This window comes from Xenorhabdus miraniensis (assembly GCF_002632615.1).
Genome location: NZ_NITZ01000004.1, coordinates 58,419 through 72,697 on the forward strand (window position 1 = coordinate 58,419; position 14,279 = coordinate 72,697).

At 48.5% G+C, this 14,279-nt stretch carries 18 protein-coding genes and 1 pseudogene; 6 read left to right on the plus strand and 13 right to left on the minus strand.

From position 1 onward, the window contains the following. Window positions 1–51: 51 nt before the first annotated feature. From speD to Xmir_RS05345, 3 genes are all read right to left on the minus strand, one after another. On the minus strand, window positions 52–852 hold the full coding sequence (gene speD / locus Xmir_RS05335; RefSeq protein ID WP_167385945.1) for an adenosylmethionine decarboxylase: 801 nt from the start codon (window positions 850–852) through the stop codon (window positions 52–54). Between the two features lie 22 nt (window positions 853–874). Then, window positions 875–1,738, minus strand: coding sequence for a polyamine aminopropyltransferase (gene speE / locus Xmir_RS05340; RefSeq protein ID WP_099113388.1), 864 nt, complete (start codon window positions 1,736–1,738; stop codon window positions 875–877). Between the two features lie 110 nt (window positions 1,739–1,848). Continuing rightward, the gene (locus Xmir_RS05345; protein WP_099113389.1) at window positions 1,849–2,196 is read right to left on the minus strand and encodes a YacC family pilotin-like protein; all 348 of its coding nucleotides are present in this window, start codon (window positions 2,194–2,196) and stop codon (window positions 1,849–1,851) included. A 275-nt stretch (window positions 2,197–2,471) separates the two neighbouring features. Between Xmir_RS05345 and hpt the strand changes: the two genes are divergently transcribed. Beyond that, window positions 2,472–3,011, plus strand: coding sequence for a hypoxanthine phosphoribosyltransferase (hpt, locus tag Xmir_RS05350; protein WP_099113390.1), 540 nt, complete (start codon window positions 2,472–2,474; stop codon window positions 3,009–3,011). An 82-nt stretch (window positions 3,012–3,093) separates the two neighbouring features. On the opposite strand, the gene can is transcribed toward hpt, so the two are convergent. Beyond that, complete coding sequence (gene can / locus Xmir_RS05355; RefSeq protein WP_099113391.1) at window positions 3,094–3,747, minus strand: carbonate dehydratase; 654 nt, start codon at window positions 3,745–3,747, stop codon at window positions 3,094–3,096. 181 nt (window positions 3,748–3,928) lie between these two features. Here can and Xmir_RS05360 point away from each other — a divergent pair, with 181 nt between their 5' ends. From Xmir_RS05360 to Xmir_RS28060, 3 genes are all read left to right on the plus strand, one after another. Continuing rightward, complete coding sequence (locus tag Xmir_RS05360; RefSeq protein ID WP_099113392.1) at window positions 3,929–4,852, plus strand: ABC transporter ATP-binding protein; 924 nt, start codon at window positions 3,929–3,931, stop codon at window positions 4,850–4,852. Beyond that, entirely contained in the window at window positions 4,852–5,622 is a 771-nt protein-coding gene (locus Xmir_RS05365) for an ABC transporter permease (protein WP_099113393.1), read from the plus strand. Before Xmir_RS05360 ends, Xmir_RS05365 begins: the two co-directional genes overlap by 1 nt. Before the next feature lie 239 nt (window positions 5,623–5,861). Then, window positions 5,862–6,011, plus strand: coding sequence for a SymE family type I addiction module toxin (locus Xmir_RS28060; RefSeq protein ID WP_339373870.1), 150 nt, complete (start codon window positions 5,862–5,864; stop codon window positions 6,009–6,011). A gap of 122 nt (window positions 6,012–6,133) precedes the next feature. On the opposite strand, the gene Xmir_RS05380 is transcribed toward Xmir_RS28060, so the two are convergent. The 5 genes from Xmir_RS05380 to Xmir_RS05405 form a co-directional block, all read right to left on the minus strand. Continuing rightward, a complete protein-coding gene (locus Xmir_RS05380) occupies window positions 6,134–6,514 on the minus strand; it encodes a hypothetical protein (RefSeq protein ID WP_145956867.1) in 381 nt (126 codons plus the stop codon). 43 nt (window positions 6,515–6,557) lie between these two features. After that, window positions 6,558–7,001: an RHS repeat-associated core domain-containing protein gene (locus Xmir_RS05385; protein WP_244170861.1), complete on the minus strand. Its 444-nt coding sequence runs from the start codon at window positions 6,999–7,001 to the stop codon at window positions 6,558–6,560. 69 nt (window positions 7,002–7,070) lie between these two features. Further along, window positions 7,071–7,598, minus strand: a complete 528-nt coding sequence (locus Xmir_RS22700; protein ID WP_145956868.1) for a hypothetical protein — start codon at window positions 7,596–7,598, stop codon at window positions 7,071–7,073. Window positions 7,599–7,972: 374 nt separating this feature from the next. Further along, entirely contained in the window at window positions 7,973–9,016 is a 1,044-nt protein-coding gene (gene xerC, locus Xmir_RS05400) for a site-specific tyrosine recombinase XerC (RefSeq protein ID WP_099113397.1), read from the minus strand. Window positions 9,017–9,234: 218 nt separating this feature from the next. After that, window positions 9,235–11,937, minus strand: a complete 2,703-nt coding sequence (locus tag Xmir_RS05405) for a CHC2 zinc finger domain-containing protein (RefSeq protein WP_099113398.1) — start codon at window positions 11,935–11,937, stop codon at window positions 9,235–9,237. Window positions 11,938–12,067: 130 nt separating this feature from the next. Here Xmir_RS05405 and Xmir_RS05410 point away from each other — a divergent pair, with 130 nt between their 5' ends. Both Xmir_RS05410 and Xmir_RS05415 read left to right on the plus strand, forming a co-directional pair. Beyond that, entirely contained in the window at window positions 12,068–12,409 is a 342-nt protein-coding gene (locus Xmir_RS05410; RefSeq protein ID WP_339373871.1) for a helix-turn-helix domain-containing protein, read from the plus strand. A 75-nt stretch (window positions 12,410–12,484) separates the two neighbouring features. Continuing rightward, the gene (locus Xmir_RS05415; RefSeq protein ID WP_099113400.1) at window positions 12,485–12,805 is read left to right on the plus strand and encodes a SymE family type I addiction module toxin; all 321 of its coding nucleotides are present in this window, start codon (window positions 12,485–12,487) and stop codon (window positions 12,803–12,805) included. Window positions 12,806–12,888: 83 nt separating this feature from the next. On the opposite strand, the gene imm45 is transcribed toward Xmir_RS05415, so the two are convergent. The 4 genes and pseudogenes from imm45 to Xmir_RS22705 form a co-directional block, all read right to left on the minus strand. Beyond that, entirely contained in the window at window positions 12,889–13,218 is a 330-nt protein-coding gene (gene imm45 / locus Xmir_RS05420; protein ID WP_244170862.1) for an Imm45 family immunity protein, read from the minus strand. After that, window positions 13,218–13,457, minus strand: a complete 240-nt coding sequence (locus Xmir_RS31660) for a colicin E3/pyocin S6 family cytotoxin (RefSeq protein ID WP_339373872.1) — start codon at window positions 13,455–13,457, stop codon at window positions 13,218–13,220. The genes imm45 and Xmir_RS31660 overlap by 1 nt, the downstream gene beginning before the upstream one ends. 87 nt (window positions 13,458–13,544) lie before the next feature. Then, window positions 13,545–13,678: pseudogene (locus tag Xmir_RS31665) on the minus strand (RHS repeat-associated core domain-containing protein); the annotation flags it as partial. A gap of 13 nt (window positions 13,679–13,691) precedes the next feature. After that, window positions 13,692–14,219 carry a hypothetical protein gene (locus Xmir_RS22705; RefSeq protein WP_145956868.1) on the minus strand — a complete coding sequence of 176 codons (528 nt, stop codon included), beginning with the start codon at window positions 14,217–14,219 and terminating at the stop codon, window positions 13,692–13,694. Window positions 14,220–14,279: the final 60 nt, after the last annotated feature.

Genomic DNA, 14,279 nt, shown 5'->3' on the forward strand with positions numbered 1-14,279 from the left:
CTGGCAGATTAATTTCCTGCCAGTCAAATAAGTTAGATAGAGCGCGAATATTTATAGATCAGGTAAATTCCTGCCGTAGTAAATTTCCTGTATCTCTTTTTTAAGTAAGCGAGTGATCTCTTTCTTTTCTATTTCGTTTAATTCTTCTGCTGTGGTATTGAATAAATACTCATTCAGATCAAATTCTTTCAACATCATTTTGGTATGGAAAAGGTTTTCCTGAAAAATATTGACATCCAGCATGTGGTACTGAGATTGGATCTCTTCTGTCACATAATTCTGAATGGAATTAATTTCATGGTCTATGTAGAGTTTTACGCCACTGATATCCCGGGTAAAACCACGAACACGGTAATCCATCGTCACAATGTCAGATTCTAATTCATGGATCAGATAATTTAGGGTCTTAAGAGGGGAAATTATACCACAAGTTGATACCTCAATATCTGCCCTGAAGGTACATATACCACCATCTGGATGGCTTTCCGGGTAGGTGTGTACACAAATGTGGCTTTTGTCTAAGTGGGCAACGATAGAATCAGGAAGTGGGCCTGGATTTTCTGTATTATCCACTAAATTAGGGTCAATGGGTTCTTCACTAATCAGAATGGTAACGCTCGCTCCTTGTGGGTCATAATCTTGGCGAGCAATATTAAGAATGTTTGCACCAATGATTGAACAGGTTTCACTGAGGATCTCAGTCAGGCGAGTTGCATTATACTGTTCATCAATGTACGCGATATAACTGTCGCGATCGGCATTTGTTTTTGCATAACAGATGTCATAAATACAAAAACTTAAGCTTTTTGTGAGATTATTAAAGCCGTGCAATTTCAGTTTGCGCAATTTCATTCACCTCCCGGCTAATGGGGGATTATTGGTTTCCAGACAGTGCATTCAGTAAGTATTGTGGTAATGCAAAACTTCCTGCATGTATGGCAGGTGTATAGTAACGGCAGGCTATGGCCGCACCTTCAAAACGCTGTTGTAGTGTTATCAAAGGAACCTGACGCAAGGCAGAGTTTTGGGTTGCCCATGCAAACGTCATAATCCCACCATAATAGGTCGGAACGGCAGCCTGATAGAAACTGCTATCAGCAAAATAACGACTCAATTTTTTATGGCTATTGACGGCCTCATCCTGTTGCAGAAAACAGACGCCATTTTGGGCTACAAAAATACCGCTTTCATTTAAGCAGCGGGCGCAGCCTTCATAAAATTCAGAGGTAAATAGGCTTTCACCTGGCCCGGCGGGATCGGTGCAGTCAGAAATGATGACATCAAATTTTTCAGATGTGGTTTTGACAAAACTAACACCGTCATCAATCACCAGCTTGAAACGAGGGTCGTCATAAGCCCCTGCGTTATGGTTTGGTAAGTATTGGCGGCAGAATTCAACCACACCAGCATCAATTTCTACCATTGTGATATTGTCGAGATAGTGATGACGACAGACTTCACGTAGCATTCCACCATCACCACCGCCAATGATTAACACCTTTTTAGCTTGGCCGTGGGCAAATAATGGCACATGAGCCATCATTTCATGATAGATAAATTCATCGCGCTCTGTGGTTTGAACTACACCATCAAGCGCCATAATGCGACCTAGATCTGTATTTTCGAAAATGATTAGGTCTTGGTGCTCTGTTTTGTCATGATAAAGCACATTTTCAACTGCAAAATATTGACCGAAATTGGAATGCAACGTTTCATACCAAATTTCTTTTTGCGACATGTCTAGGTATTTCTCCATTGTGATGTTCCCAGGAATTGGGCGCACATAATAGCCAACTATTAACCTAGTTGCACCGCGAAATTGACTTATAGAGAGATTTTGTTAGGGAACTATTTTACATAGGCGAGTAGGCTAAGAGAACGTCGAGCAAGAGAACGACATTTAACTTCATGAGGTAAGTTAATTTCCTTTAAGTCGTTATAACCTAATTGATTCAGTTCTTCCATTAACTGACCATCATAGTTACTGAGATCCCAATTCTGGCGTTGGGCAAAATAGATAATCGTGCGCCTGATCTCACGATCTGGGATCTGACTATAGCCACAGTCATATTTCAGGTAAATATAGACCGCAGTTAAATCAGCAAGGTTTTCAGCTTCACTTTCAGACAGGGCTTTTGCGGGTTGCGCAAAACCGAACAGAACCAGGATGTAAGTCAATAAGGTAATTTTTTGCATAATTTCTATTATACTGATTTTCTACCGTTTTACTTAAATTAACATATTAATATCTGTGTTAGCCAAACTTAATTTACTTAATGTTGGGAAAATTGCCATTTTTTCTGCCAATAAAAAAATTTAATTGAGCATTAACGAATAGGGTTTGTTCTGATGGCATAGAGTGTTATTTTATGCGCTTGGTGAGCTTATGGTATTGAGCGGTGTATAAATAATCACATTTATCATTGGGTTTGTATTGTGATTATTTAAAACAAAATCAACTGGTTATATTGATGAAGAAACATATTGTAGAAGTGATGATCTCCGAACAGGAGGTTAAGCAACGTATTGCTGAGCTGGGGCAACAGATTACCGAACATTATCGTAAGAGCGATCGTGAACTCGTGTTGGTCGGCTTGCTGAAAGGATCATTTATCTTTATGGCAGATTTATGCCGTGAAGTACAGGTTCCTCATGAAGTGGACTTCATGACCGCATCCAGCTATGGCAATGAGATGAGTTCTACCCGCGATGTGAAAATCCTCAAAGATCTGGATGAAGACATTCGTGGCAAAGATGTGTTGATCGTTGAAGATATTATCGATTCAGGCAATACACTGAACAAAATCCGTGAGATTCTGGGGCTGCGTGAACCGAATTCACTGGCGATTTGTACTTTGCTGAACAAACCATCCCGTCGTGAGGTTGATGTTCCCGTTGAGTGGATTGGTTATTCGATTGAAGATAAATTTGTCGTTGGTTACGGCATTGATTATGCCCAGCGTTATCGTCACCTGCCTTATATCGGGCACGTCACCTTATTGGAAGATTGATTTTTGCGGTAATTTTAAGTAATCAGTCGAGTTATTAGCAAGTGGCAGCAAAAGGCTGCCATTTGTTTTTTAGATTAGCTTGTTATTTGGCTTGAGACAATTTGGAGATAGCCTGGCGATAATTAAGTTCGAGTTTCTCGCGGCTATCCGCCGTAATATCCAGATCGTGTAATTCACCGTCTTTTAAACCATATACCCAACCGTGGATCATCACCTTCTGACCACGTTTCCACGCAGATTGCATAATGGTAGAGTGGCCGAGGTTGTAAACCTGTTCAATGACATTCAATTCACACAGGCGGTTCAGTCGATCATTAGGCGGCAATTCGCCAAGCATCGAACTGTGTTTGTACCACAAATCCCGGATGTGGAGCAGCCAGTTATTGATTAAGCCCAGCTCAGTGCCATCCACAGCAGCTTCAATACCACCACAGCCGTAGTGACCGCAGATAATGATGTGCTCAACCTGTAGGACATCAACAGCATATTGTACAACGGATAAACAGTTTAGATCGGTATGAATAACAAGGTTTGCAACGTTTCGGTGAACAAAAAGATCGCCTGGTGCAGCATCAATCAGTTTTTCAGCAGGTACTCGGCTATCAGAACAGCCTATCCACAGGAAATGGGGTTTTTGTGCCTTTGATAATTCTTTGAAAAAAAGTGGATTTTCTTCATTTACGGACTTTGACCACTGTTTGTTCCTGGCAAACAGCTCTTCAATTTTTCTCATCATAACTAATAGCCTGACAACGTTTTTGAGATAGAATCATATACAACATTAATTGAGAATTTAATATTTAATTGAAGAATGTTTTTTATTTGATCCCTGTCATTGCTAAGAAAGGCGGGAAGAATCATGGCATAATTCCCACCTTGCACTCAAAAATAGCAAAGAATAAAGGTGTTTTTTACTTATGGCTTACGCATTAGAGTTAACGCAGCTCACTAAAACTTATGAAAGCGGGGTGAAAGCGCTGCGGGGGATTGATTTGCATGTAGAAGCTGGCGATTTTTACGCGCTTTTGGGGCCAAATGGTGCAGGGAAATCCACTACGATTGGTATTATTAGTTCTTTAGTCAATAAAAGTAGCGGTAAGGTTAAGGTATTTGACTACGATATTGATACAGATATCGTTAATGCTAAACGTCAGCTTGGTCTTGTTCCTCAGGAATTTAATTTTAATCAATTTGAGACAGTGATTCAGATAGTACTGAATCAGGCGGGATATTATGGCGTCCCGCGCGATGTTGCACAGGACAGGGCTGAAATCTATCTTACTCAACTGGATCTATGGGAAAAGCGCAACGAACGGGCTATTCGTTTGTCCGGCGGCATGAAACGTCGTTTGATGATTGCCCGTGCTTTGATGCATCAACCAAAATTGCTCATCCTTGATGAACCTACAGCGGGAGTGGATATTGAACTGCGCCGATCTATGTGGGAGTTTTTGAGAGAATTAAATGCGCAGGGAACCACAATCATTCTGACGACTCATTATCTGGAAGAAGCTGAAATGCTGTGTCGCAATATTGGTATCATCCAGCATGGTGAACTGGTAGAAAACACCAGTATGAAAAGCCTGCTCAGCCAGCTTGAACGTGAAACTTTCTTGCTTGATTTAGAGCTTAAAGGAACAGTTCCTATCGTTGATGGTTATGATTATCGTTTGGTTGATGCTGCCACGTTGGAAGTTGATGTAAAACGTGGACAGGGGCTGAATGATATTTTTTCCCAGCTAAGTACGCAGGGCATTCAAATTAGCAGTATGCGTAATAAAGCGAATCGCCTGGAAGAGTTGTTTGTTGGGTTGACCAATAATAATCAAGGAGATAGATAATGATCCAGTTGTACTGGGTGGCTCTGAAAACCATTTGGATTAAGGAAATCACTCGTTTTGGTCGCATTTGGGTGCAGACATTATTACCGCCTATAATCACCATGTCTCTGTATTTCGTTATATTCGGCAATCTGGTGGGTTCTCGCATTGGTGAAATGGGCGGGGTGGGTTATATGCAGTTTATTGTGCCCGGGCTGATAATGATGTCAGTGATTACCAACTCTTACGCGAATGTCTCTTCGTCTTTCTTTGGCGCCAAATTTCAGCGCAGTATTGAAGAAGTACTGGTTGCTCCGGTTCCAACTCATGTCATCATTGCTGGATTCGTTGGCGGTGGGGTAGCCCGTGGTGTATGTGTTGGCATTCTGGTGACATTGGTTTCCTTATTGTTTGTGCCGTTACAGATACATTCATGGGGCATGGTAGTGATTACCTTGCTGGCGACGTCTATTTTGTTTTCTCTGGCAGGGCTGTTGAATGCTATCTTTGCGAAAACGTTCGATGATATCAGCATCATACCAACCTTTGTCTTGACACCACTGACTTATCTGGGAGGCGTATTTTATTCCCTTACCCTGTTGCCAACCTTCTGGCAAGTCGTGTCAAAACTCAACCCGATTGTCTATATGGTTAGTGGTTTCCGCTATGGTTTCTTGGGTATTGCGGATGTCTCTCTGACGATGACATTAAGTATGTTGAGTATCTTTATTATCGTATTTTATTTTCTGGCTTGGTATTTAATTGAATCTGGCCGGGGGTTAAGAACATAACAACCGAAATTAACCACTCCGCCGTTGATGATGGCGGAGTGGGGTGATAATAATAGCGAGTGGCGGATTCACATAATAAGCTAACCACCATAATGACTACGATACAAGTGCAACACCGTTACTCTGGTAGTAAACATATCCGTATTCCTTGAAATAATTCATTCAGTGTCTTACCACCTCGTGTTTTTTGGTGGCGATTATTTGACCGGTTTACAACTAAAGCCCCGCTCGCGATACACCTGAAAGGGCAGTGGCTTAAACAGGCTGGGTTTGATATTGACGGGACACTGACCGTCAAAATACTGGACGGCTGTCTGGTGCTGATCCCCGACAGACGACACCCGAACTATCAAGCAACAGTACCAGCGCCAGCAAGATCAGCTCAGTGAAATTAAGCTCAGGATGCGGGAGCTGATTGGTGATTACAACAGCCGCTAAGGGCAGGGAGTGAGCAGCTCTTAAAAGAACAAGGCCGGAAGATCATAGGGATCTTTCCGGCTTTTTCATATTGTTATATTGCTTTGTCAAAAATATTTAACTCATATTCTTCGTCACTTATAACAATAACTCTCATTGGATTAAGTGATAACATACTGATATCGAATGTTTTATTTAATGCAAAATAGCTAGATAAAAAATCATGTAAATCAACAATATTAAATGAGATGATTGCCAATCCTTCAAACAACATATAGTGACTATTACATTCACCAATATGTATTTTAGATTGCATATATGAGTAAATATCCTCCTCATTTACGGGAAGCTCTAACTTACATTCAGGTATTTCTTCTCCTTTCAAAATCCTGTTATGTATTTCTCTATGCCATTGAAATTCTTCTTCATTAATTAAAGACATAGATACATTCTTAATCCCATGAATCTTATCCATATATCTCTTTGCTTTTGACAGCAACAATTTCTCTTCAAGTTTATTATTCATAATAAATATGGTGATCGTCTGTTTTCGGGTCGGTTATCTTCTGGTATCTATTTTCTTTAAAGTCATATGTTCTTGGATCTGCACCTGTTTTTGCTTGACCAGCGTGTGCATGGGGGTAGGGCGCTCTAGGATCATTCGTATGTTCAAGTACAACTTTTTTATGTCCATGACCATCTATATACTCGTAATAACGACCATGCGAACCCGCATCTTCTGAATATTGATAATTAGTTTGACCTCTCCGTTTAGGATCATTCCCAACAGTCCATTGTCTATTTGGTTTTTGAGAACGCGGTATTCCTGCTAAATCTTTGGCTTTATTTAAGGCTTGGCGTCGATTTGGTTTGGGTTTTCCACAGTCATCGCCTGCTAACCCAAACGGATCAACCCAAGACAGCGGATTATGCACATACCCATACGGATTCAACCCACCCATCAACCCTATCGGGTCTTAGGGCAGGTTCCGGTGCGGTCATACTGTTTTAAGCGATTTTTTCCTTGATTATCAGATTATTAAGGAGCCACTTTTACCCGTTTCGCCCATCCCCGCGAACCTAAAACGCCGAAGTGCACTTTTGGCCTGTTTTGCCACTTCGCCCCGGTGCGTTTTTGCCCTGCTACCGTCGCAAGCTGTTGTGCAGTATAGCGCCCCATTTTCTTTGTGATGGGCTGGACAGCCTGATTTTGTGAGGCTTTTCACTTCCGGCAACGGGCGAACGCCGCCCAACTTGCTTGGGCGGCGGGCGGCCGTTCTGCGGGTGCGGGCGGCACAGAGCCTGCAAGCGGCGCCCCTGCGACGCTCTGGTGCACGGTGGCTGTGGTTTTGCCACGGTTTTGCATGACGGCGCTTTACGCAAGGGAAGCCCCCTGCGGGGGCTGCACGGGGCGGAGATGGCGAGCACGGCAACGAGCAACGGAGCGCAGCGCAGTGCGAGCCGCGCGCAGCCAGTGCAGCAGGGTTGGGGCGGGGGAGGTAAAACAGCGGAGGCCGCAGGCCGACCTGCCTACAGGGTGGTTGGCCGGGCGATGGCACGGCAGCTAAAGCAGAACACCGGTTTTTGCCAAGGACGGGCGCCGGTGCTGACAGCAGAAGGCGCCGCCTTGTGCGCCACACCCCGCGATGCCGACCTGCGGGGGCGCCAGACATAATGTTAATTATACGCTGCGAACCGTTCTTCGATGCGGCTGACTGGCTGCGGAGCGGCCCGGTGAGGGGCGTATAATTCCCCCACATTATGTTGAGTGGGCTTTGGGCGGCCTGCACGGACTGAACGGGGACACCGTGGTTCAGGCCGCCCATTGCCCACGTACCCCCGCAGACACCGATGCTAACGGGCAGTCCGGCCACGGTCTGCCCCTGCACCGATCCTGCCCAACTCAACGGGGACGTGCAGGCTGTCCGGTGCGCTATCGCTTCGGCTTGGTATCCGGTTTTCCGCTGGCACGGTCTGAGCCGCTCTCCGGCGGTTCGGTATGCTTGTCGGCTTCCGGCAATGCCTGAGTGGCACGCTCGGCCGGATGGGTTTGCTTATGTACTTTCTTTAGGTGTCCGATAGCGACCCGCGTATACACTTGGGTGGTATTGAGTTTTTCGTGTCCCAGCATCGCCTGGATATGCCGGATATCCGCCCCGTTATCCAGCATCTGCGTGGCCATTGAGTGCCGGAACAGGTGACAGGCACCCGGTTTGTCAAGCCGGGCCTGATGGCGGATGGCCTTCGCGGCGATGTGTGTCAGGTGCCCCGGACTGAGCGGCCTGCCTTTTTGCGAGATAAACAGGTAGCCGCTGTCATACACCTCAGCCAACTGAGGCCGGACCTGCACCAGATAACGTGTCAGCCAGCCCAGTGCCCGCTCACCGACAGGCACCACCCGGTCTTTATTCCCTTTGCCCTGATTGACCACCACGGCCCCGCGTTCAAAGTCAATATCCCCCCGCCGGAGCTGGCGCAGCTCCATACGCCGGATGCCGCTGCTCCAGAGGATTTCCAGCATCACCCGGTTGCGCAGCCCCAATACGCTTTGGTCGTCAAGACTGTCCAGTACCTGCGTGGTTTCCCGTTCACTCAGGATCTGAGTGGGCAACCGCTTCTCTTCTTTCGGTAATACCAACTGCTCGGCCGGGTTGTAGAGAATGTGGTGGCGTTGCAGCAACCAACGGAACCACAACCGCAGGGTACTCAGGCGTTCACGCTGGCCGTTATGGCTGTAAGGCTGGCCATCGGCCTTACGGTAGGCACGCAGATAACGCTGCCAGCTTTCCAGTAACCCCAGCGTGATCTGTGCCGGATACTGCACGGTGCGCTGTTCGCACCAGTCCACGAACGGTAACAGCCGTTCCCGGTAGCTTTCCCGCGTGCGCGGGCTTTTTCCCTGTGCGGCCTGTGTATCGAGGTACGCTTCCAGTTGCGCCCGCAGCGTGATAAGCGGGTTGTCATGTGAAGTTGTCATTCGGATTTTCCTTTCAGTCGTGGGCGTTATCCGGCAGTACGGTATGAGAGGGCGGTTTTAGTGTGTTGCCGGAACAGTGATTTTTCGTTTTGTCAGACTTGCGGTCTGTGAACCCTGTCTGGCTCTGGCTTGAGGGCGGTTTTGACGGCCCAGACTTAGCCCCGACTTGGGGCAGACTTGGGACAGACTTGCCTCCGTTCTGCCCAGACTTGCGGGGATCATACCGGGACGATCAGGCCGCTTAAGTGGGCGCTGTCACCGTCACCGTCCCAGAGCAGTTCGTATTGCAACAGATGCCCGCGACTGCCGCCGTGGATCAGCAGATACTCCATGTCACTCAGGCGCTGGCAATGCAGCTTAAGCTGGCTGTCGCTCCAGTTCGTGTAAGCCCGGATATCCCGCCGGGTAAAGCGCACGGCATTCAAAGCGCACTGCTGCTCAGTTGCCATCTCGTTCGCCATCTGCTGTATCAGCAATAACAGTTTGCGCGTCTGTGGCGGCATCTCGTCCAGTGTCCGGCCTAAGATTTCATGGGCGAGCTGGTTCGCCAGCCGGATATCGGTTTTCGTGACTTCGATGTATTCCAGTGTCTTGCCGCGATGCTCAGCGGTCTTGATCTCCCGCTGGTGCTGGTGCAACAGGGCGATACTCTGGATTAACGTCAGGTATTTCATGTGGTCACGGCGGGTACGGGTTTTGTCTGACAGGAACGTCAGTTGGTGCGCATACGGATTGACCACATTCAGCGGGCGCAACAACCGCTGGGCGTTCTGGTGCAGTGCGGTGAGATAGTCCCGCTCGTTCTCAGCCAGCAAGCCTTCCAGCGTTTGTTTCTGGCGCTGCACCGCGTGGATCGCTTCGGTCTGTTCGCGGGATTCGTTGACCGTCAGCACCAGACAGCGGTTCAATAACTCTTCATCCACATCAATGGCGGTGGTGGTCAGCATCAGCATCACCGGGCCTTTCACGGTATAGCTTTTGGTGACCAGATTGCCCGTGGCTTCGTCCTTGCCCGTACTCGCCATGGTCAGCTCGCCGTCTGACTGCAACAGCTTCAACGCATAGGCCGCCTGCCGCACGCCCTCTTCTTCGGCTATCGCTAAAATCTTGTGCTGGAGATTAGTTTCACCGAGATAGAACAGGCTCTGGCCGGTCATGGCGCTGTACTGGATGCGCTCTTCTTCGGGGATCAGGTTGAGTACGGCCTCCATTAACGAGGATTTTCCGGCCGCGCTGCTGCTCTGGATCAGGACAGCTAACGGTTTGGGCAGTTTGCGGCTCACCGCCGCCAGATAACCCGCAAGCAGATTAGTCGATTCGCCGACCACACCGCAGGCGGCTAAGTCAGCGCTAATACGTGCGGTCAGGTAGGGGGCTTGCAACAGAGCCAGTGCTGATTCCCGCTCGGTCAGGCTCATTTCCGCTGCTTTTTGTTCCGTGCCCGCTGTGGCCTGCTGTTGCCCCTGTTCAACCGCCAGTAACACCTGCCCCAGCGAACGGCGCAGTTCGGCTTCCCCCAACCCCAGTTCAGCGGCGGCCAGCCGGGCATAACTCTGGCGTGAGCGGGCGCTCATCAGATCAACGCCATCAGCGAACAGCACGCCGCTTTGCGTGTCCAGTACCTGTGCATTGATCTTCATCGCTGCCGATCCCGCTTTCACCGTGCCCAGCCCACGCAGACACCATTGCAGTGTGCCGACTGACACGAGCAACTCGCCATGATCACCGGACTCACAGACCACATTCGGCGTCACGCTGGGCGTGGGTTCAGCGGCTAAAGGGGAAGCGGGTTCTGGCTCAGCCGTCTGGCGCTCAACCGCCACGATGTCCGCCGCATCCTGCATCGGCACTGCTCCTTCAATCAGCAGGGCAAAGGCGGATCCCGGTTCGGCCATCTGACACAGGTATTCGTTGGCATCCATGTCCGGCGGGAACACCACGCGCAGCGGCGTGATCCCTTTGGCAACCAGCGCTGCCGCCAGTTTCACCGCCGCATCATTGCCCGCCGTATCATTATCAAAGGCGATCAGGATTTGCTTAATACCGTGCTGTTCGAACGCCTGCCAGTGATCGGCGATGATGCCGTTCACCCCGTAAGCGGCCGTGACATTGCGGTGTCCGGTCACCCAGAACGACATCGCATCAATGAGTGATTCACACAGGATCAGCGTCTTGGACACACCCAGCGATGCTTCATTCCAGACGCCTTGATGGGCGCCCGGCAGGTACAGATGGCGGATAACCGATGCCCGCAGATCATCACTGATCATGCGTCCGTACAGTTCGTGGATTTGCCCCTGCGCATCCATCACGGGAACAACCAGCGAGCCACGCAGATGCTCGCGCCCGTTCTCCCGCAAGACCCCGGCCGCCTGCAAGCGGGCACGGATCTCTGCGCCGGCTTTGATCTTCTTCGGGGGCAGCCGGTAGCCCAGCGTGCGGTTGGCAAAGCCCAGTTTGAACTGACTGACCAGCTCAGGATGATTGAGCCGCCGTTTGGACAGGTACGCTTGCGCTTCCGCCGCATTCAGCAACGTATGGTGATAAAACTCAACCACCCGTGATAACAACATCTGCTGCCCGATAGCATCACTGGCCAGCTCTTCCGGCTGCACCAGCGGCTCGACCGCGGGATTGTGCCCCAGCACGGCCTTTAAGCGTTCAGCGGCATGGCGCAGGCTCAGCCCTTCGGTTTTCATCACCCAGTCCAGTACCGATCCGCCCGCACTGCAACCAAAGCAGTGATAGAGATTTTTGGACGGAGTGATCACCATGGAGGGTGTTTTCTCTTCATGGAACGGGCACAACATGGTCATATCTTTGCCGCGCTTAAACAACTGCCGCCCTTGCTGCTCGATAACGGCCACTAAGGAGACGGTGGCTTTCAGGTGCTGTAATTCTGCTTCGGGTATGCGAGCCATAAAGTGACCTTCCTAAAATTGCGTCAAGATTCCATTGCTCTTTTATTTAGTATCCGATAGGATACCAATATAAAGCAAGCACTTTTTGGGGGATAGAATGACAGCAAATTTCTCTGACTGGTTTAATTCAATGAGTATTGCTAACAGACTCATCGCCCTGCGCAAGCAAAAAGGCTTATCACAACAGGCACTAGCGGATGCTATCGGCATTCACGTGACACAAGTAAAACGTTATGAGGGCGGGATTTCGTTACCGTCTCTGGAAGCGGTTAAGAAGATAGCGAAGACACTGCGAGTGACGACAGATTCACTAATATTTGAAGATAATGAGCTACAACCTGATAGCGATTTAGCTCTACAGTTTCAGGCGATCAGCAATATGCAGCCGGAACAGCGGCAGGTGATAAAAGAAGTACTGGAAGGCATGATCATTAAGTATGAAGCTGAACGCTGGTCTTCCAAAATGAAGTAAAAACGATTAACGCAACGTATTCGGGCGGGCACCCGAACACGCTGCTAACCATAAGCAACTAAGAAGGAGTTGAACATGGCTAAGGCGCATTCTAGGCAAAACCGTGCAGTAAATAAAGCGGCAAAAACCGAACGTTATTATACCGTGGGATACGTGCCGCAAAATAACAAGGCCAAGGCACCGCCCGCGATCCATCTTAAAGGGCAGTGGCTTAAACAGGCCGGGTTTGAGATTGGTGGCACACTCACCGTCAAGATTATGGACGGCTGTCTGGTGCTTATTCCTGACAGTGATGACACCAAAACCATTAAGCAACAGTACCAGCGTCAGCAAGACCAGCTCAGTGAGATTAAGCTGCGAATGCGGGAACTGATTGGCGACTACACAAGCCGCTAAGGGCAGGGGCTGAGCGGCTCTTAAAAAGAAGAAAGCCGGAAGATCACGGGGATCTTTCCGGCCTTAATAAGTAGATATTTAGTTTATTTGATTGCTAATGGTGGTGAGTAATGTTCCATAATGTATACATCATTTACGTCACATTCAGGATAAATCCACTTGTTCCAATTTGATATTATCCATTCTTTTTTTAAGGCCACTTTATCTGTATATTCACTTTCTTTAGGTAATTGAATTAATAGTAGCCCTGCTTTATGTCCAGTCGATACAACCAGACCATGCCTAGAATAATCATCTGGAATATTAACTACTAAAAGGTCTAAAACTTTTTCATATGGCCAAACCGCAGGAAATCTAAAAACACATCCTCTAGAAATGCTGTCAGATTTGTAATCAATGAGTTTCACTGTCATTATTTTACCTTTAAATCATGTCCGCCACTTTTATCAATACTATTAGGTATATCATTTAACTTCATATCTACTTCGCCTAAATGATTCCCTCGTTTTTGAGCAACTTTTTCAAACCGGCCATGTTGTGTATCAACAGAATAATAATATTTGTCATCCTGATATATTATTCTTCCCTTATTTAATTTTTCGATATTCTTGGCTCTTTTCCAGTTGTTTTCTTTGGAAACACTTTCTGCCATTTCTCTTACTACAGGCACTCTTTCTTGTACAGGTAAGCGAAAGAGGCTTTTTTCAAATTCTGCAACTGTTTGGCCATTAGGTAATGTAGGGCATGGAGCTAACCCAAACGGATCAACCCAAGACAGCGGATTATGCACATAGCCATACGGATTCAACCCACCCATCAACCCTATCGGGTCTTAGGGCAGGTTCCGGTGCGGTCATACTGTTTTAAGCGATTTTTTCCTTGATTATCAGATTATTAAGGAGCCACTTTTACCCGTTTCGCCCATCCCCGCGAACCTAAAACGCCGAAGTGCACTTTTGGCCTGTTTTGCCACTTCGCCCCGGTGCGTTTTTGCCCTGCTACCGTCGCAAGCTGTTGTGCAGTATAGCGCCCCATTTTCTTTGTGATGGGCTGGACAGCCTGATTTTGTGAGGCTTTTCACTTCCGGCAACGGGCGAACGCCGCCCAACTTGCTTGGGCGGCGGGCGGCCGTTCTGCGGGTGCGGGCGGCACAGAGCCTGCAAGCGGCGCCCCTGCGACGCTCTGGTGCACGGTGGCTGTGGTTTTGCCACGGTTTTGCATGACGGCGCTTTACGCAAGGGAAGCCCCCTGCGGGGGCTGCACGGGGCGGAGATGGCGAGCACGGCAACGAGCAACGGAGCGCAGCGCAGTGCGAGCCGCGCGCAGCCAGTGCAGCAGGGTTGGGGCGGGGGAGGTAAAACAGCGGAGGCCGCAGGCCGACCTGCCTACAGGGTGGTTGGCCGGGCGATGGCACGGCAGCTAAAGCAGAACACCGGTTTTTGCCAAGGACGGGCGCCGGTGCTGACAGCAGAAG